Origin of the sequence: Rhizohabitans arisaemae (genome assembly GCF_025996515.1) — a bacterium.
Taxonomy (GTDB): Bacteria; Actinomycetota; Actinomycetes; order Streptosporangiales; family Streptosporangiaceae; genus Rhizohabitans; species Rhizohabitans arisaemae.
The window spans coordinates 1,221,565-1,240,416 of the sequence record NZ_BLRH01000060.1 but is presented as its reverse complement, the minus strand read 5'-3'; the positions used below and the strand labels follow the sequence as shown (position 1 = coordinate 1,240,416).

Below are 18,852 nucleotides of genomic sequence, written 5' to 3'. Positions count from 1 at the left end.
CATCCGCCAAGACACATACCCCCTATAGGTATGTGTGAGATGTATCACGTAGACGACTATACCCCCCATGGGTATATCTTCCCAGGTCATGAGAGACCTGAACCGGATCGTCGTCGTCGGTGCTTCGCTGGCCGGGCTGCGTGCGGTGCAAGCGCTACGGGCCGAAGGGTTCGAAGGCGACGTCACGCTGATCGGTGCGGAGGCGCATTCGCCCTACAACCGTCCGCCCCTGTCCAAAAGCGTGCTGAACGGCGACGACGATGTGTCGCTGCCCGGCGCGGAGCAGCTCGACGACGGATGGCTCCGGGGCAGGACGGCCGTCGCCCTGCGCCTCGCGGAACAGTCCGTCGTCCTGGACGACGACACCGTGATCCCCTACGACGGGCTCGTCGTGGCCACCGGCGCCCGGCCGCGCCGGCTCAAGAATCACCCCTCGGGCGTGCACACCCTGCGCACCGTCGATGACGCGCTGACCCTGCGGGCCGCGCTCGGTGCGGGACACGACCGCGTCACCGTGGTCGGCGGCGGGTTCATCGGCGGCGAAGTCGCCTCCACCGCGAGGCGCCTCGGGCTGGCCGTGACCCTGGTGGACCCAGGGCCGTACCCCATGTCCGGCACTCTCGGCGAGCAGGTCTCGCGCTGGCTCGCGGGCCACCACGAGCGGCACGGCGTGGAACTGGTCCCCGGCACGCGCGTGGTCTCCTTCGACGGCGGCGATCGCGTCACCGCGGTACGGCTGAGCGACGGGCGCACCCTACCGGCGACCCTCGTCGTGGCGGCCCTGGGCGTCGAGCCCGGCACCGACTGGCTGGAGGGCAGCGGGCTCAAGCTCGACGACGGAGTCGTCTGTACGAGCTCCCTGTTCGCCGAGGGGACGACGACCGTCGTGGCGGCGGGCGACGTCGCCCGCTGGCCGCATGACCTGTACGGCGGAACGCCCGTACGCGTCGAGCACTGGTCCAACGCCAACGAACAGGGCGCCGTCGCCGCGCGCAACCTCCTCGCCGGGCCGGACGCGGCCCGGCCGTACGCCGGGATCCCGTCGTTCGCGACCACCGCGCACGGCGCCCGGATCCAGACCGCCGGCCTGCCGCACCTGGCGGACGAGGAGCGGGTCGTCGACGGCTCACCCGCCGACGATCGCTTCACCGTGGCCTTCCTCAAAGAAGGCGTGCTGGTGGGCGCCGTCGCCGTCAACGCCCCCAAAGAACTGATGCGCCTCAGGAACGGAATAGCAGCACGCGCCTCCCTCGACGCGCTCACCACCTGAATCTCTCACCCACCGCAACAACGCATCCGCCTCAGCCTGGGGGATGCGAGAAAGAAGGACGGCATGAACGCCGTAAACCCTCGTCGATGGTGGGCACTCATCGTGCTCGCCGCCGCGCAGTTCATGGTCATCATGGACACCTCCATCATCGGCGTCGCGCTCCCCGACATGCAGCGCGACCTCGGTTTCTCGGCCGGTGACCTGCAGTGGGTGTTCAACGCCTACGTGGTCGCCTTCGCCGGGCTCCTGCTTCTCGGCGGGCGGCTGTCCGACCTGCTTGGTGCACGCAAGGTCTTCGCCGCAGGGTGGGTGATCCTCGTGGCGGGCTCGGTCGTGGCCGCGTTCGCAGGAACCGCCTGGGTCGAGATTCTGGGCCGCGCCATCCAAGGCGTCGGCGGCGCGCTGATCGCCCCGGCAGCCATGACGCTGCTGATGATGCTGTTCTCGCACGACCCGCGTGAACTGGGCAAAGCCATGGCCCTGTACGGCGCGGCCGCGCCCGCCGGCGGCACCGCCGGAGTGTTCCTCGGCGGCGTCATCACCGAGTACCTGAGCTGGCCCTGGGTGTTCATCGTGTACATCCCGATCGGCCTGCTCACCCTGCTGGCGGTACCGGCCCTGCTGCCCGCCACGTCCGGGAGGCGCGGCTCGGTGGACGTGCTCGGCGCCGTCGCGGTGACGGCGGGCATCGCCCTGGTGGTCTACGCCATCGTCGCGGAGAACTGGGTCGCCGCCCTCGCCGGCGCGGCTCTGCTGGTGCTGTTCCTGCTGATCCAGCGCAGCGCACGCCGGCCGCTCATGCCGCTGTCGATCTGGCGCGTCCCGGGCCTGGCCGCGTCGAACCTCGCGATGACGCTGCTCGGCGCGGCGTGGATTCCGATGTGGTACTTCCTCAACCTGTACCTGCAGCAGGTTCTGGACTACGGCGCCTTCGCCAGCGGTGCCGCGCTGCTGCCGATGACGATCGCGGTCATGATCTTCATGATCGGCATCACCGCCCGCCTCCTCGGCCGCTTCGGCGCCAAGCCGCTCATCGTGCTCGGCCTGCTGGTGCTGGCCGCGGGCATCGGATGGCTGGCGTTCGCCCGGCCGACCGGCACCTTCGTGGTGGACGTCCTTCCGGCCAGCCTCGTGGCGGCGGTGGGTATGTCGCTGGCCTACATCCCCGCCATGATGTCGGCCATGTCCGGCGCACGGCCGGAGGACGCCGGCCTGGCCTCGGGCATCGTCAACACCACCTACAACGTGGGTTCGGCGCTCGGGCTGGCGGTGATGACGGCGATCGCCATGTCTCAAGGGGCGGCCGAGCTGGGCGACCCCGTCAAGCTCACCGACGGATTCCAGGCGTCGTTCGTGGGTGCCGCCGTGGTCGCCCTGGCGGGTGCCGTACTCGCACTGCTGTTGATGCGGCGCAAGCCGGCGTCCGTCCCCCAGGGGGAGACGGCGGCCACCCGCGTCTGACTCATTCCGGGACAGGGCACAGCCCTGTCCCGGAATACATAGCCGTCGGGTCAGGCAGCCCGGCCAACGGTCACAACCGCACTGGGTGTACGGCGGCGGCACCGTGGCCCTGTTCGCCGTTGACCCGACATATCGCTCTCAGTCCATCCAGCGTGCGCCCCCTGGCCAACGCGGTAAAGGACCCGGGAAGTGAAGTGGTCGGACCCTCGATCTGACCGAGCAAGCCCTGTCCTGGTGGCTGTCTCCGGCCGCCCGTAGAAGGACGGCGGAGGGGAGTGCACGCCCCGTCACCGCTCACGGCTTCAGCTGAAGCCTCTTCCTCGACGCACCCGGGAACACGACGACCAGGTGCTCCTCCCCCGCATCGGCGACCCGCACGTAGACACGGAGCCGGTAGCGGCCTTTCCCCGCGATCGCCAGGTTCGGCATCGGGGCACCCGCGCCCACTTCGCCCTCGCCCATCTCCGGCACGGTGAGACGGCCGCTGCGGCTGACGATCGGCACCTCGTCGACCTGATCCCATCCGGCCGTCCGCTGTGGTGGCGCGGTGCGGAAGGCCTTCACCGTAAGGCACAGATCAACGACGTCTTCGACGTGTCCGATGAGCACCGCGCTGCCGCCCACCTCGATGAGGGTTCTGTCGTCGTAGAGCTTGCCCATGGCCTGCTCCGCCGCTTCGTCGGCCGCTTCGTCTTCGGGGTCGTGGACCAGATAGCCGGGATCGCCGTCGACGAACAGGAAGTAGTTGGCCGTGGCCTGGACGACACCCTTCGTCCGAGGCCACGGGTCGCGGCACTTCGCGTTCTCCTCGGCGATGTAGGCGGTGTTCGCCGCCTCCGATTCCTTGGTCGACCGCAGCAACTCGGGATGGGTTGCGCCGACGATCTCCGGGCAGACGTAGACGAGGTCCCACAGGTCCGCGCCCCACGCGGGCCGCGCGCTCCCGGCCCGCGTCAGAATCGCCTTCTGCTGGTCGCGGTCCCTTGTACGGCACAGCGCCCGCCCGTACGCGAGGATCTCCTGATCCGTCAGGCTGTCCGGGAACATGGGCGGGATTCCGCTCTGTGTGCTCCGCGCCCGGCACAGGAACGCGGCGTCGCGTTCCGCAGGTTTCAGGTCGCCGAAGCGGGGCCGGTCATAGCAGTCCGTCGACCAGCCGGTGTAGGTGAGGCGCGGGGTCTGCTCCGGGGGGATCAGTGCGATGACCGGCAGTACGGCCACGGCCGTCACCGCGACGCGGATCACGCGGCGCCGCGCGGGCGGAAGGTTCGCCGGGCTGCCCTCGGCAGGCAGTTCACGAGCGGTCGCCGCGATCCACACAATGCTGACGAGCCCTACCGCGTTTATCATGACCGGCATCGCCGGAATGTCGCTGGAGGTGCTTTCGATGAGAACGTTAAGCGGGATCACCAGCGCGTAGAAGCCCACCGACAACCATCCGGCGGCCAGCGTGCCGCGGCTCCACCGGCCGTCGCGCTGTTGCCCGACGACCGTGAGGATGGTCGCCGCCACTCCGCCCAGCACCAAGCCCAGTCCGACGATGTCGTCCGATCCAAGCTCTAGAAGGTCGAGTCCGTCGAGCAATTCGCCTGCCGTCCCGGCCAGCACGACCGCGAACGTCGCGCCGGCCGTCGCACGCAGCATGGGGGACCGCCAGCGGATGACGAGCAGGTAGAGGATGTAGATGGCGGTCCACAGCGCGAGCCGGAATGCCGCGTCGACCACGTAGGGGAGCAGCGCGATCGGGTACCACAGCACGAGGGTGTACGCCACCGCCAGATACAGCAGCCGGCGCAGCGCCTTCTCCCGGGGGTCCAGCGGTCCCGGCGCGGGGGCACGCAGGATCAGCCACAGGAGCTCGGCTTTCAGCAGGGCGACCACGAGCAGCGCCACAGTCGTCGGGGTGTCAAACCCGTCGCTCGCGTAGAAATCCGCATAGGCCGACGGAGACCATTCGACGGCCGCCCAGAGCCAGGCGTCTCCGAGCACCAGCCCCGCGACCGCCGCCGCAAGAACTAGACCGACTGCTCCAATCCTGATAATTCGCCAGAAACTATCCGGAGGCATGGGACGCGATTCTAGCGCGGCACCGCCGTACAGGCGGGCAAACCGGAACGAGTGGTCCCGCCTCGCCGATCAGACTTCATGATCTTCAACGCGAACCGGGCGACCCCGTGAAGCTCACCGACGGACTCCAGGCATCGTCGCCGTGGTCGCCCTGGCGGGCGCCGTACTCGCACTGCTGTTGATGCGGCGCAAGCCCGGGCGTCTGTCCCCCAGGGGGAGACGGCGACCACCCGCGTCTGACACGTTCCGCGAAATACGGAGGGTGTGGCGGCCGACGCTCACAATGCCGGCCGACCCGATGGGCTATGCAGCCAACGGCCGCGACCGCACCGGGCGTGCGGTCGCGGCTCGGGGCTTCGGCTAGGAGATGCCGTTCCACAGGTCGCAGGCGTGCCGGGCGCCCAGGTCGGCGGGCCTTGGGCCGTCGGCGTCCAGCGACTGTCCCGCCGGGTAGGGCGACCAGCGGGGCAGCCCGGGTCCGTTGGGCGAGCCCGTACGGGCGAAACGCGTCCAGTATCCGATCATGGCCTCCGACAGGCGTTCCTGCCGGGGTGTGAGACGCACGCCGGGATCGGGGAACAGATAGGGGAGCTCCGAACCGTGGTAGGCGCCGAGCGGGAACGGCGGCGGCGTCGTGCCCTGCCAGGGGGCGGTGCGGTCGGCGAAGTCGAAGGCGTAGACGGTGGTCCGGGTGGCCAGGGTGCGGTCGTCGGCCTGGGCGGGGCAGGCCCAGTTGGCGTCCGTCATGATCGCGGACCAGGCCTCGGACGGTGAGGCGTACTCGCTGAGGGGGTAGCGGGCGGCCACACGCGGTGCGTCGGCGGCGAAGGCGTCGGCCACGAGGTCGCGGTACTGCCCGGCCGTGATGGGAGGCGAGTAACCCCAGGCGGTCAGCAGGCGGTGCTCGTCACGGGTGTGGCCGTTCATGATCGGGACGCGGTGGAAGCGTCCCTCGGCCAGGGCGGTGGCGGGGTGCGAGGGGAGCGTCGGGTTTCCATAGGTCGGACGGGACATCAGCGGGGCGAGCTGTCCGCCGAGGAGCTTGCCGGTCGTGAGCCCGCGCAGGCAGGCGATCGTGTCGCAGCCCAGCTGGGCGGCATAGGCCACGGCGAGCTGGGCGGCCTCCTCCGGCGGCGCCCACAGGGCCAGCGCCGGGCTACCCGGGCCGAGGCTGTTCTTGGCCCAGCTCGCGCCGCAGGTGCCGCTCTGCAGGATGGCCCGATGGAACAGTCCGGCCGAGCCCGGCGAGGTCAGATGGGCGCAGGTGCTGAAGGCTCCGGCCGACTCGCCGAACAGGGTCACGTTGCGCGGGTCGCCGCCGAACGCGGCGGCGTTGCGCCGTACCCACGCCAGGGCGGCCTGCTGATCCTCCAGGCCGAAGGCACCCGCGCCCGGCTCGCCGGGGTGGGCCAGGAAGCCGAAGACGCCCAGCCGGTAGCCGACGGTGACCACGACGACGTCGCCCTCGGCGACGAGCCGGGAGGCGTCGTAGTCGTGTCCCGCGCCGGAGACGAAGCCGCCGCCGTGCAGGTAGACCATGACGGGACGTGGCCCGCTGGGCGCGCGCGGGGTGGTGACGTTGAGGAAGAGGCAGTCCTCGGCCTCGCTGCCCGGCAGTCCGGCCAGGTCGTTCGGCGCCTGGGCGCACGCGGGCCCCGGACGGGTGGTCGCGCGTACGCCCTTCCACGGTACGGGCGGCCGCGGGGACCGCCAGCGCAGCTCACCCACGGGCGGAGCCGCGTACGGGATGCCGTGAAAGACGCGGCGGTCCTCCAGGACGGCGCCGCGGACGAGCCCGGCATCGGTACGCACCACCGGGCCCTTCGCGACAGCCAGGGCAGGGGTGGCCGGCAGCAGCACGGCCACCAAACCGGCTGCCGCAAACAAGATCCTTTTGATGCTCACGGTCCGACTCTAAGAAGCTCGGTGATCCGTCCGGAATACGGTTACGTGCCGTCTGGGGTGTATCTACCCCCACCCTCTCAGCCGGAGAGATCTTCTGGTCGGCCGGGTCCAACTGACTTGGGTGCCTGATACCGGCGGAGCGATCGACCCGGGCAACGAGGCCCACGAGCCGGTGATGAGCGAGAGAGCGAAACCAAGGTCCGGGTCGGCGGCGTCGGTCCAAGTCCGGTTGGAGAGCCGGTTCCTTGGCAGGCGCCCGTACGGCTGCCGCCTGGTTGATGTCGGCCCGCACCCGAACCCCGCCAAGGCGGCCGACGGGCACCGACTGCATCGGCTGGATCCGGCTCAAAGTGCCGCGGTCACGGGGCGGCGGCCGCCGAGGTGGGCGGGGACGGCGGTGAGCGCCGTCACCGCCAGCACGGTTGCCGACACCAGGGCGATCAGCTGCCAGGGCGCGGGAAGCGTGGCCTTCCCACCGTCGCCGCCGGTGATCGTGTTGATGGTGGCGAACAGCAGGAAGCCTCCCGGGAAGGCACCCAGGACGGCACCGAGGAGCGCGGGCAGCACCTGCGCGGCCGCCAAGGCGACGGTGGTTTCCCACGGGGTTGCGCCGAGGGCGCGTGCCAGCGCCGTCGCATGGCGGTTGTCGAGCACCGTCGTCCATGTCATGACGACGGCGTTGACCGCCGCCAGGGTGAGCAGGACGACCGTCCAGACGAGGAGCGCGTGCCGCAGCACCGCCACCTGAGCTTCCGTGTACACGCCGGTGCCCGGCTGATCGCCGAGGAAGGCGTTGAGCACCAGAAGGACGTAGATCCCGCTGACCGTGACCGCGATGCCGGCCACGCCCAGCGCGACCCGTCGCGGCCGGCGGGCGGCGACTCGCAAGGCCAGAAGCAGCGGGACCGGCAGGTGCGCCGAGACGGCGATCAGCCAACCGGTGCGCTGGGGCGGGCGGGCCGCGTCGGCCAGCGCGCCGACGGTGCTGGAGCGGGCGCCGCGTACGGCCGGAACGGCGGTCGCCACGACCGCGACCCCGAGGGCCACCGCGGTCACCAGGCCGACCGTGGACCACGTCAACGACGCCGCCCCCGCGCTGCCGACGAGGCCCGCGCTCGACTCGGTGAGCAACGGGGCGGTCAGCGCTCCGATCACCAGCCCGGCTGCCGCCGCGACGACGGCCACCAGGAGATACTCCGCGAGCAGCACGGCGGCGACCAGACCCGGTGTGCCGCCGACCGCCTTCAGCAACCCGACACGCCTGGTCTGATCGGCCATCCGTCCGCCGACCAGTACCGAGAGACCGGCCACGGCGAGCAGACCGAGCAGCCAGGCGCCGAGCAGCAGCAGAATCTGTGAGTCTCGCGCCAGCTCGGTGGCGTCGTTGAGGATGTCCTGCCAGCTCTGCATGGGCAGGGGGCGGCCGCGGTCGCCCTGGTTGGCGTCGACGAACACCTGGGTCTGGGCCGGGTCGGCGAGCTTCAGGTTCAGCACGTAGGACAGGGAGGCCGGGTCCGAGGTGAGGCTTCGGACATCGGCCTGGGTGAGCCAGACCAGCCCGGGGTTGTGCAGCAGGCCTGGCGGCGCTTTGCCGTCGTCGACGACCGCGCCGTTCACGCAACCGGCGGCGACGAGGCAGGACGACCCCGGATAAGGCGGCATGGCGGCGGTGACCGCCTCACCGACGACCTTGAACGACCGGCCGTCCAGGGTGACCGAGTCACCGACGTGCACGTCGATCGCGTCGGCGAAGGCGGCTTCGACCACCACCCCGCCGTCGCCGACCCAGCTTCCCCGGATCACCTTGGGCTGATCGACGGATACGGACGCGGTGTCGCGCCCCACGACCTGCACGTCGGACGTTGTGCCGGAAGTCTGCAACTTCGCCGCCTCGACCGGATACGGCCCGCTGTGCTCGGTGACGCCGGCCGCGGTCACCAGGTTCTCGAGGCGGTCGAGCCCGGCGGACTGGACGTTGGCCACCACGTCGGGTCCCTTGGCCGCCGCCCGGGTGCTCTCGTAGGGGTCGCCGGCCGCGTCGCGCAGGACGAGGCCGAGCGTCAGCGTCGTGGTGGCGGCCAGGATGGCGATCAGCAGAAGCGCGGCCTCGGTGCGGCGCCGCAGGAGGTCTCGCCGGGCGAGACGGATCACGAGGAGGATGCGGCCCATCGCGGTCAGTCCTCCAGCCCGATGAGCGCACCGAGCCGCCCGGGGGCGCCGGTCGGTCGGGTCTCGTCCACGAGTACGCCGTCGCGCATCGAGAACATTCGGTCCGCGGTGGCCGCGATCCGCGCGTCGTGGGTGACGATGACCAGCGTCTGCCCGGACTCGTGCAGGTCCTTGAAGAGGTGGAGGACGTCCAGGGTGGCCGCGCTGTCCAGGTTTCCGGTCGGTTCGTCGGCGAGGACGACCAGCGGCTCGTTGCTCAGCGCCCGGGCGACCGCGACCCGCTGCCGCTGGCCGCCGGAGAGCGCGGAGGGTAGGAAGCGCGACCGGCCGACGAGCCCGAGCCGATCCAGCAGCTCCTCCGCACGTCGCCGGGCGGCCTGCGGTGAGCGTCCGGCGAGCAGCGCCGACAGCTCGACGTTTTCGACGGCGGTGAGCTCTTCCATCAGGTGGAAGGACTGGAAGACGTAGCTGACGTCGGTCCGCCGCATCCGGGCCAGGGCATTCTCACTGGTGTTGTCGATGCGCCGGCCGTTCAGCAGCACCTCGCCGCCCGAGGGCCGGTCCAGCCCGCCGAGCAGGTGCAGCAGCGTGGACTTACCGCAGCCGCTCGGCCCCATGATCGCTACCGTCTCTCCCGCGCCGACGTCGAGATCGACCCCGCCGACGGCGCGTACCAGCCCTTCCCCCTTGCCGTACTCCTTTCGCAACCCGCGGGCGCTCAGTACGGGCGTGGCGGCGGCATTTCCCATGATCCACTCCTTCACCGGGTCCGGTTCTTCTCACATGTTTCGAGCCGGAGCACGATTTCCTCCGACTACAGCGCTGTGGCCGAGCGACCCGGCTCGGCCACGGCGGCGCTCCGGTTGTCACGCGGCGACTCCCGGCGCCGGGTGCCGACGATGATGAGCGGGCCGGCCGCGATCCGTCAGGTCGGGTCTTGACCGACCCACCGCGGCAACACGCAGCCGGCCCCTGCGGCGAGCACGTCAAAGAAGCGTGAGCGCCTTGGCCACGCCAGGGTCGCGCCCGGTGGCCAGGTCGAGGGCGGTCATGGGGGCGTAGTGGTCGACCGGCACGCCGATCGTGTCGATGATCTCGCGGGCGGGCCCGAGGTGCCGGACCCTGGGCAGGAGCAGGACGCTGCCGTCGTCGAGGAGGTATCCCTCGCTGGGGCCGGAGACGCCCCCGGCGGTGCGGGTTCCGATCAGGGTGCCCAGGCCGTTGTCCTTGACCGCCGCGCTGAAGTCCTCGCAGGCCGAGGCACATGCGCGGTCGGTGAGGACGATCAGGCGCGAGCCGAGCAGCGGGACGCCGTCATCGGTCCGGTTGGGGACGCAGTCGCCCTTGAGCGGGCAGAAGTAGCTGGTGATCTTGTCGTGCGCGAACGCGCCGAGCAGCCGCGTCACCTCGCGTGGCGACCCGCCGCCGTTGCCGCGCAGGTCGAGGACCACCGCCTTCGGCTTGTCCTGCAGCTTGGCGATGACCTGGTCGGCGGCGCCTCCGTGGAATCCGGGCAGTTGGACGTACGTGACGCCGTCGGCAAGTTTCTTGGACGTCACCGCCGGAGGCTGCCGCGTGAGAGGACCCTCTTTGAGCTCGACGGTGCGGGTTCGTCCCGTTGTGGAGCGCTTGAGCGTGAGCCGCAACGTGCTGGAGGCGAAGACATCGAGAAGGCCCTGATTCACGGTGTCCCCGATGAACGTCGGCACGCCGTTGACCTTGACGACGATGTCACCGGCTTTGATGTCGGCCTTGGCGGCGGGGCTGCCGGGCAGGACGCGGGTGATGAACAGCGGCGGCCGGGCCGCGGGGTCGAGCTGCGATCCCTGCTGGGCCGACAGGCCCACGATGCCCGTTCCGACCGGCCCGCCCTCCGACGGCGGGGTCGGCTTGATCCAGCGGGCGTGGTTGTCGTGCAGTCCGGCGACCATGCCGGTGATCGCGGCGCGCAGGGCGGCGGGGTCACCGGCGCCGAGGACTTTCGCGAAGGCGGCCCAGTCGGTGTCGCGGTTCCCGGTCAGTGCGGGCAGCTGAAGGTCGGCCTGGTCGGCGCCGCGGCGCATCAGGTTCTGGGTGTAGGCGGCGAAGGCGCTCCGCAGCAGCGCCTTCGAATCCATGACCGGGCCGCTGTAATAGTTGTTCAGTACGCAGAAGTAGGCCTGGCGGAGCGTGTTCACCGATGTCGGCGGTGCCGATGCCGGCGGCGGCGCCGTGATGGCGGTGCAGCCCCCGCCTGGGGCGGTGGCCGAGGGGGACGCCGGCTTCAGCTGGTGAATCGGGGCCGATGCAAGCGCGGACATGGAGCAGGCCGTCACCAGGACGGCGGCGCAGAGGGATTTGATCACGGCCGCCAGCGTGGCCTGACCCGGGTTGCACGGTCGTGAGCGGATCCGTTAACGCCACTGTCACCCCAGTTCGGGTACAAACATCGGCATGCGGGTTCTGGTGGCAGAAGACGAACGCGACCTGGCCGATCTCGTTGCGGTGGGGTTGCGCCGCCATGCCATGGCCGTCGACGTGGTGTACGACGGGGCCGCCGCGGTGGAGAGGCTGGCGGTGCACGACTACGACGTACTCGTGCTGGATCGGGACCTGCCCGAGATGCACGGCGACCTCGTCTGCCGTGAACTGGTGGCGCGCGGGAGCCGTACCCGGATCCTGATGATGACGGCGGCGGCGTCGGTGCCGGAGCGCGTCGCGGGTCTCGGGATGGGGGCCGACGACTACCTGCCCAAACCGTTCGACTACGCCGAGCTGGTCGCACGGGTGCAGGCGCTGGGGCGGCGCAGCCGGTCGCCGGTGCCGCCGGTGCTGACGCGGCACGGAATCGTGCTCGACACCCACCGGCTGCAGGCCTCGCGGGACGGGCGGCACCTGCACCTGTCGCTCAAGGAGTTCGCCGTCCTTGAGGTGCTGATGAGGGCGGACGGCGCGGTCGTGAGCTCCGAACGGCTGCTCGAAGACGCATGGGACGAGAACGCCGATCCGTTCACCACGGTGGTGCGGGTCGTGGTCAGCCGCCTGCGGGCCAAGCTGGGCGACCCGCCGTGCGTTCAGACGGTTCCCGGTGCTGGATACCTGCTGTGACGACGATTCGGGTACGGCTCACGCTGATCTACTCCGGACTGTTCCTGGTGACCTCGGTCGTGTTGCTGGTCACGGTCAACCTCCTGCTGCGCCGGACCCTGGAAGCGCGGATCGCCCGGCTGTCCGGGGGAGTGGTGGCGCCGTCGGCGCCGACGGCGCCGACGCTGGGGGGGCCGGTCGACCGGCCGCCGCCGCGGCTGCCCGAGCTGGTGAACGATGTGATCGGCTACCAGTGGGAGGTGACCGCGGTGACGGTCGGGATCCTGGCGCTGGTCTCGCTGGTCGTCGGATGGCTGGTCGCCGGGCGGATCCTGCGGCCCATCCACCGGATCACCGCCACCGCGCAGCGGCTGTCCCTGTCAACCCTGCACGAACGGATCGCGCTTGCCGGGCCGAGGGACGAGCTGAAGGAACTGGCCGACACCTTCGACGCGATGCTCGACCGGCTCGAACGCTCCGTCGAGGGGCAGCGGCGGTTCATCGCCAACGCATCCCACGAGTTGCGGACCCCGCTGGCCGTCCAACGGGCGGCGATCGAGATCGGGCTTCCCGAGGACGTCGGCGAGATCCGCGACACGCTCCTGCTCCACAACCACCGCGCGGAGAGCCTCATCGGCGCCTTGCTGGTCCTGGCCCAGGCGGAGCACGGTCTGGACAGCAGGAGTCCGGTGGCCTTGGACCAGGTGGTACGGCTCGTCCTGGCGGAAAGAGGTTCGGACGGCGTCACCGTGACGGGGCGGGCGGAGCCGTTCGTCGTCGACGGGGACCCTGTCCTGCTGAACCGGCTCGTCACCAACCTCGTCGACAACGCGGTTCGCTACAACCATCCCGGTGGAACCGTCGAGGTAGCCCTTTCCCATGGAGTTCTGATGGTTCGCAACACCGGCCCGCACGTGCCCCAGGAACGTTTCGGTGAACTCTTCCAACCCTTCCGGCGGCTGCAAACGACCCGTGGACAGGGCGCCGGGCTCGGGTTGTCGATCGTCGCGTCGATCGCAAAGGCTCACGGGGCCGACGTGCGGGCGAGCCCCAACCCGGGAGGCGGTTTGGAACTTGTCGTGATCTTCCCGGGATCCGCGCATGCGATGCCTGCCACGGACGACGGTGGTCTCAGCGGCTCGTTCTAGATCGCCGGGGGCTGATGGTGGCCGGGACGGGGCGGGCGGCGGCCGAAGCCGCCGCCCGCCCTGTGGTTATCCGTTCATCATGCTCTCGAACTTCGCCACCGCGATGTTGAAGAATCCGCCGGCGATTGGTGATCCCAGGTTCGCAAGGCTGCCGCCCATGTCCTTGGCCTGCGTGTAGAGGAGGGACGGGAAGTAGTAGGAGGACGGCATTTTCTTGTCGTTGCCGTCGACGATGCCGTGGGCGATGAGGCCGCTCCCCATCCGCAGGCCTTCCTGGCCGAGGCTCGCCAGGCCACGTGGCATCTGCTGATTTCGTCCTCTCGGTGTGCGGGACATGGGGATGGGAGTGGAGCCGAGGATCGCCACTGTCTCGGCGGCCTTCTGCCAGCCGTCCCTGTCGGAGGAGTGCGTCATGTACAGGCGGATGAGCATCGTGTTGCCGGGGTTGGGAACCCCGGCGCACGCGGTGACCTCCTTCGGGCACAGCTCGATCCCGCCCTCACCCGCGTGCAGGGCCTGCATGCGCTTGTGCCTCTCGGTGAAATACTGACCGCTCCACCGGCACCACGCCCACCAGTTGGGGCAGGCCTGGCGAGCGATGAGCTCCTGCATGATCGGGGAGATCGGCTCGGACTGGGCCTTGGAGTGAACGGGGTCGGCCACGTCCTTGAAGCACCTGGAGTTCTCGCAGCCGGGGCGCCCCCACGGCGGGGGCTTCCAGGCGCCCTTCGGCGGCGGGGGAATGTCGTCGTCGGACCGCACGGGTGGTTGCGGCAGTGGCCTGCCGTCGGGGCGGATGCCGTAGTCGGCGCACTCCCGGCCGTCGCACACGCGCAGGCCGGTCGGGTCGGACCAGGTCGTCGGGTTGTTGCTGGCGTAGGCATAGCCGTTAATCTGCTGGGGATCGGTCAGATCCATGATCGGATCGGCTGAGATGAACCGCCCGTTGGCCGCGTCGTAGGCCCGGGCGCCGATGTGGGTGAGGCCGGTCGAGGCGTCGATGGTTCCGCCGACGAACCCCTTCTGCGAGGACCAGGTGGCGGGCGCCGGGCCGCGTACCGTGCCGAAGGGCGTGGTGGAGCGGCGCACGGCGGCCAGGGTGCCGGCGTCGAGGGAGAGCTCCGCGGTGCCGTGGTGGTCCTTCAGGAGGTACTCCACCCGTGTCGCGGAGTGGCGGACGACTCCGTCGAGGTAGGTGCGGCGGGCGGTCACCACGCCGCCGGACAGGGTCAGCTCCTGGGCGCCGAGGTAGAGCGTGGTGGTGCCGTCCGGCTCGCGGCGCAGCAGACGCTCGCCGTCGACGCCGTAGAGGAACGAGGTCGTCCGGCCGCCGATGACGGAGGTGGCGAGCTTGCCTTCGGCGTTCCAGGTGAGTGCCTGGTCACCGAGAGCGGTGACCCGGCGCTTGGTGTTGCCCGCCACGTCGTATTCGAAGGTGTCGGTGCCCGCGGTCCGCACGGTGTGGCCGCCGGCGTAGGTGTAGGTCCTGGTGGACCCGCCGGAGGTCTCGGAGGTGCGGTTGCCGGCCACGTCGTAGGTGTAGGCGATCTGGTAGGGGGCGGGGCCTCCGGTGCCCGCGGTGCAGTCGCCGCCGGTGGCGCGGGCGGAGGTGAGCCTGCGCCGGTGGTCGTAGGCGTAGCACTGGGTGTCGGTGACGCGCCCGTCGTCGCGCGCGTTGACGACGCTCGTGAGGTCGCCGGCCGGGTTGTAGGTGTAGGTCAGGTCGTCCACCCAGGTGGAGTCATTGCGGTCCCTGGTGTTGATCACCTGGGTGAGGCGGCGGGTCGGGACGTCGAAGGCGAAGGTCTGCGCGGCCCGCAGGCCGTAGTCGCCGTAGACCGTCTGGAGTTTCTCCCCGAACGGCGAGTACGCGACCCCGCCCAGGTAGACGCTCTCGCCGGCGGTGGTGGAGACGTGCTGGTCACGCTCGTTGTAGCCGGCGACCACGTTCTCCGCGGGCAGGTCGGCGACCGCCTCGTAGGTGGTCGTCCTGGGCAGGCCCACGCGCGCGGTGTAGGTCTGCCGGACGGTGTACGTGCGGGCCGGCGCTCCTTCGGCGGCCGGGATCGTCACCGAGGTGCCGGTCGGCCTGCCGCCGGTGTCGTAGCCGAGCACGGCGGTGGAGTAGGCGCGGCCGCCGTCGAAGCGGGTGGAGCCCGCGGGCAGGCCCTTGCCACCGGGAGCGGTGTCGTAGGCCCAGGTGGACAGGACGACGGCGTTGTGCTTGAGCGCGCTCTTGCGGCCGAGCGGGTCGTAGTCGATCGCCAGCTCGACGCCGCGGGCGTCGGTCGAGGCGACCATCTGGCCGGCGGCGTCGTAGCGGTAGGTGGAGGTGCCCGTGTCCGGGTCGCTCGCGTGTACCTTGCGGCCGCGCAAGTCGTAGGCCCAGGTCCAGGTGTTGCCCGCCGGGTCGACGACCTTCGTGCGCCGTCCCATCGCGTCGTGGGTGTACCAGGTGGAGTCGTAGGGGCCGTCGAGCGAGCGGTTCTTGTACTGGCGGAGCTCGACCGTACGGCCCTGCGCGTCCTTGATCCGGGTGCTGGCCGAGGCGCCGTCCGGCGGGATGACGGAGACGTTGTCGCCGTCATAGCCGGTGGCCGTGCGCCACTTCAGGGCGTTGAGCGAGAGCAGGCTCTCGCCGGTGATTCTGCCGCGACCGTCGTATTCGTTGACGGTCTGGGCGGGGATGAGGTTGTCCGCGGTTCCCCACAGCTCGGGCGCGATCGCGGCGCTGTTCCAGTAGGGGGCGTTGACCTTCCAGGGCCTGCCGTGGGAGTCGAGGTGGGTGTCGGTGATCACCCGGCCCGTTCCGTCGGCCGACTCCCGCTGGGTCTGCCGTTCGCGCAGCAGGCCGTCCAGGAAGGTCAGGGTGGTGGCGTAGGAGCCGTTCTCCCGCAGGGTGCGGGTGGTGACGACGGTCGGCTTGGTGCCGGTGACCGCGTAGTCGAAGGTCATGGAGGGCGGGTCGACGGTGGCGCGGCCGGGCCGCCAGACCTTGGCCAGGCGGCCGAGGGCGTCGTGGGCGGAATGGGTGGTACGCCCGTTGGGGTCGGTCACCGCGACCGGCAGGCCGCGCACGGGTTCCAGCGTGGTGGTCGTGGCGAAGCCTTTGGCGTCGGTGACGGTGACCGAGGCGGGCACGCCGGTGGCGGGCGTGTAGGCGGTCGTGACGGTCCGGCCCAGCTCGTCGGCGGAGCTGACGGTCCGGCCGTAGACGTCGTAACCGGTGGTCGCCGTCACGAAGACGTCGCCGTGGTCGAGGGTGTCCACGTGCGTGGCGAAGGCCGCGCCGGGCTTGGGCGCCGCCTTGTAGGGCTGCCCGTCGTACCGGGTCCTGGTCTCGGCCAGTACGGCGCCGCGGGCGGCGCACGTGCCGGCTTCGGTACGGTTGCCCGCCACGTACCCCACGAGCCAGTTGGCGGTGTCACGGGCGGTGTAGGTGGTGGTGACACAGGTCTCGTCGCCGGTCACGGCGGTGTCCCCCTCGTCGCTGAGGGAGGTGACCTGGCCGAGGTCGTCGAACTCGCGGTCGGAGACGGTGCGCCGCCAGGTCCCGTTCTGGAGCGTGCGCGTACGGACGACGTCGACGGTGCTGATCCGCGCGGTGAGCGGCGTCGTTCCGGCGCGGGCCCGGGTCGCGGTGACCGGTGACAACCAGGGCTCGCTGACGGTGGCGGCGGCGAGTGCGCCGTCCTCGCCGGTGTAGGTGAGGGTCTCCAGCGCGCTTCCGGCCAGCGCCGGGTCGTCGGTGAAGGACCTGCCCTCCGAGTCGGTGACCGTGCCGCCCAGACCGCGGAGATAGAGCGTCTGGGCCTGGGTGCGCCGCGTGGCGCCGGTCTTGACGGTCACGCGGGCGAAACCGCGGAAGACGCTGTGGGTACGGTGCTCGGCCTTGGTGAACTCGCTCTCGTCCTTGGCCCAGCCCGGCTGCAGGTAGTCGTAGCGGGTCTCGATCGACTCCGAACCCGAGCCGGCCACCTTGTCGTCCTCGACGACCATCCGCACGGCGTACTTGTGGAACCAGTCCTTGCGCGGCGTGCTCTCGCCCGGCGGCGTCCAGTACACCGGATAGCAGAGCTTGCCGCCTGCGGCCGGGTCGGGCGTCTGTCCCGCCACGCACTCCTTGGCCGAGTAGGTGACCAGGGTGTCGGCGCCGGTCGCCGAGGCGATCCGGATGACGCGGTACTTCACCAGCGGCGCCAGCCCTTCGATCCCGTCGACCCGGTTCTCCATGCGGGTGCCGTGGAAGGTCGTCGGCCGTGCCGTCCCGGCGCGCTGGATCTGGGTGAGCCACAGGGCGCGCGAGGTGCTGTCGCCGGTGTCGGGGAAGTCGTGGGACAGCGTCCACGAGTCGACCTGGCGACCACCCAGGTAGGTGGTGATGCCGGTCAGCCGCTTGCGCGTCCAGAAGGAGGGGCCGGTCTGCTTGCAGGGGGTGGCCGAGCAGTTCAGGTCGAAGGGGACGTCGGGCCAGTTGCCCGCGTTCGCCGCGTCGAAGGTCCCACAGCCCGTCAGGCAGCGTTCCTCGGTTTTGAAGTCGATCGCGGCCGAAGGCGTGCCGTAGGCCTCGCGCAGGCCGTACTCGATTCTGCGCAGCACTCCGGCGCGGTCGTAACCGCTGCCGGCGTAGGAGTTGCGTTCCCTGTCGTAGTAGAAGGTCATGACGTTGCCGTGCGGGTCGACGACGTAGTCGAGCTGCCAGCGCCAGGGCAGGACGCCCTTGCCCTTGATCGGAACGCTCAGCACCGACTGGGTCTGCGGCTTGCCCGAGGCCCAGCCGGGCAGCCGGTCGCGCCCGAACCAGTACTGCGTGCCGTTGGGCTTGGTGATGACCCAGGCACCGTCGACCTGCTGCACGCGTGAGCCGTCGTCGTCGGCCATCCGCCAGCCGCCGGTGGCGTCGTCGCGGACGAGCGCGACGGACGGGCCGCCCAGCGACACGGTCGCGTTGTCGGACTTCCAGCACATCTCGCCACTGCCGGGGCAGTTCTCGTAGCTGCGCTCGACGAAGCCGGGGTGGTAGTCCCAGCCTTCGCCGATCCAGCTCGGCTGGTTGTTGGACGAGGCGGTACGGCCGTCGACGACGGCGGAGTTGTAGCCGAGCGTCACCACCGGCTCCAGCGACCCGGGCACCTGCGGCGCCTGGATCGGGTAGCTGTAGGTGAAGGCGCCGGAGTTGCCGCCCGCCGACCAGGATCCGGTCGGCGACAGGCTGGTGGCCGTGTAGGTGCCGGCCGCGCCCGAGGGCCCGGCCTGGACGCCGATCACCGTCGCGTCCGCGACCCGCGTGCTGAGCGTGCCCGCCGATCGCGTCGTCTTCAAGGGCGTGCCGGTACGGCAGTGCGGCGCGTCAGGCGTGGTGAGCGCGCATTCCGGCAGGCTGACCAGGGTCAGCCGGGAAGCCCAGTCGCCGCCTCGGGCTCCTGCCCAGGCGCCGGTGTCCAGGTCGACGGTGAGTGGGCCCTTGCCCGTGGGCCGCAGGGCGAACACGGGTCCGTCCCCACCCCGGCGGCCGGTTTCGACCACCGTCCCGGCGGAGGTGCGGGGCTGGGCGAAGGTGGCGGCCGGCGCGCCCTTCCACCGGAGCCGGTCGGATTCGGCGGCGGCGGTGGGCGCGTCGGGCGTGACCACCCGGCCGGGTATCGAGTGTTCCTTCTGGATTTTGGGCAGCGTGAACGCGTCGGGCGCGGCCGACGCCGGTAGCGCGGGCAGCAGCCCCGCTACCAGCGACGTGACCACGACCGCGGCGATGGGTCGCATCAGTTG

10 protein-coding genes are annotated in these 18,852 nt (G+C 70.7%); 4 read left to right on the top strand and 6 right to left on the bottom strand.

Annotation, left to right across the window (positions count from 1 at the left end):
- The first annotated feature begins 88 nt into the window (after positions 1–88).
- Both RUR_RS34140 and RUR_RS34135 read left to right on the top strand, forming a co-directional pair.
- The gene (locus RUR_RS34140) at positions 89–1,270 is read left to right on the top strand and encodes an NAD(P)/FAD-dependent oxidoreductase (RefSeq protein ID WP_283139358.1); all 1,182 of its coding nucleotides are present in this window, start codon (positions 89–91) and stop codon (positions 1,268–1,270) included.
- Positions 1,271–1,333: 63 nt separating this feature from the next.
- Positions 1,334–2,731 (top strand): MFS transporter, encoded by a 1,398-nt coding sequence (locus RUR_RS34135; RefSeq protein ID WP_283139357.1) that lies wholly within the window; start codon positions 1,334–1,336, stop codon positions 2,729–2,731.
- Between the two features lie 294 nt (positions 2,732–3,025).
- Here the strand turns inward: RUR_RS34135 and RUR_RS34130 are convergent, their stop codons facing one another.
- The 5 genes from RUR_RS34130 to RUR_RS34110 all read right to left on the bottom strand — a co-directional run bounded on the left by RUR_RS34130 (position 3,026) and on the right by RUR_RS34110 (position 11,217).
- Positions 3,026–4,720: a hypothetical protein gene (locus RUR_RS34130; protein ID WP_283139356.1), complete on the bottom strand. Its 1,695-nt coding sequence runs from the start codon at positions 4,718–4,720 to the stop codon at positions 3,026–3,028.
- A gap of 438 nt (positions 4,721–5,158) precedes the next feature.
- Positions 5,159–6,703: a carboxylesterase/lipase family protein gene (locus RUR_RS34125; RefSeq protein ID WP_283139355.1), complete on the bottom strand. Its 1,545-nt coding sequence runs from the start codon at positions 6,701–6,703 to the stop codon at positions 5,159–5,161.
- A 345-nt stretch (positions 6,704–7,048) separates the two neighbouring features.
- Positions 7,049–8,872, bottom strand: coding sequence for an FtsX-like permease family protein (locus RUR_RS34120; protein ID WP_283139354.1), 1,824 nt, complete (start codon positions 8,870–8,872; stop codon positions 7,049–7,051).
- A gap of 5 nt (positions 8,873–8,877) precedes the next feature.
- Positions 8,878–9,621, bottom strand: a complete 744-nt coding sequence (locus RUR_RS34115) for an ABC transporter ATP-binding protein (RefSeq protein ID WP_283139353.1) — start codon at positions 9,619–9,621, stop codon at positions 8,878–8,880.
- A 237-nt stretch (positions 9,622–9,858) separates the two neighbouring features.
- On the bottom strand, positions 9,859–11,217 hold the full coding sequence (locus RUR_RS34110; RefSeq protein ID WP_283139352.1) for a S41 family peptidase: 1,359 nt from the start codon (positions 11,215–11,217) through the stop codon (positions 9,859–9,861).
- A gap of 88 nt (positions 11,218–11,305) precedes the next feature.
- Here RUR_RS34110 and RUR_RS34105 point away from each other — a divergent pair, with 88 nt between their 5' ends.
- Together RUR_RS34105 and RUR_RS34100 are read left to right on the top strand one after the other, a co-directional pair.
- Positions 11,306–11,959, top strand: coding sequence for a response regulator transcription factor (locus tag RUR_RS34105; protein WP_283139351.1), 654 nt, complete (start codon positions 11,306–11,308; stop codon positions 11,957–11,959).
- Positions 11,956–13,086, top strand: coding sequence for a sensor histidine kinase (locus RUR_RS34100; protein WP_283139350.1), 1,131 nt, complete (start codon positions 11,956–11,958; stop codon positions 13,084–13,086). Before RUR_RS34105 ends, RUR_RS34100 begins: the two co-directional genes overlap by 4 nt.
- Positions 13,087–13,152: 66 nt before the next feature.
- Here RUR_RS34100 and RUR_RS34095 read toward each other — a convergent pair whose 3' ends face one another.
- Positions 13,153–18,846 (bottom strand): RHS repeat domain-containing protein, encoded by a 5,694-nt coding sequence (locus tag RUR_RS34095; RefSeq protein WP_283139349.1) that lies wholly within the window; start codon positions 18,844–18,846, stop codon positions 13,153–13,155.
- Positions 18,847–18,852: the final 6 nt, after the last annotated feature.

Bases quoted from the DNA above. Each gene is read 5' to 3' on its own strand.
- RUR_RS34115 (WP_283139353.1), bottom strand. From the start codon at position 9,621: ATGGGAAATGCCGCCGCCACGCCCGTACTGAGCGCCCGCGGGTTGCGA.
- RUR_RS34120 (WP_283139354.1), bottom strand. From the start codon at position 8,872: ATGGGCCGCATCCTCCTCGTGATCCGTCTCGCCCGGCGAGACCTCCTG.
- RUR_RS34140 (WP_283139358.1), top strand. From the start codon at position 89: ATGAGAGACCTGAACCGGATCGTCGTCGTCGGTGCTTCGCTGGCCGGG.
- RUR_RS34105 (WP_283139351.1), top strand. From the start codon at position 11,306: ATGCGGGTTCTGGTGGCAGAAGACGAACGCGACCTGGCCGATCTCGTT.
- RUR_RS34135 (WP_283139357.1), top strand. From the start codon at position 1,334: ATGAACGCCGTAAACCCTCGTCGATGGTGGGCACTCATCGTGCTCGCC.
- RUR_RS34095 (WP_283139349.1), bottom strand. From the start codon at position 18,846: ATGCGACCCATCGCCGCGGTCGTGGTCACGTCGCTGGTAGCGGGGCTG.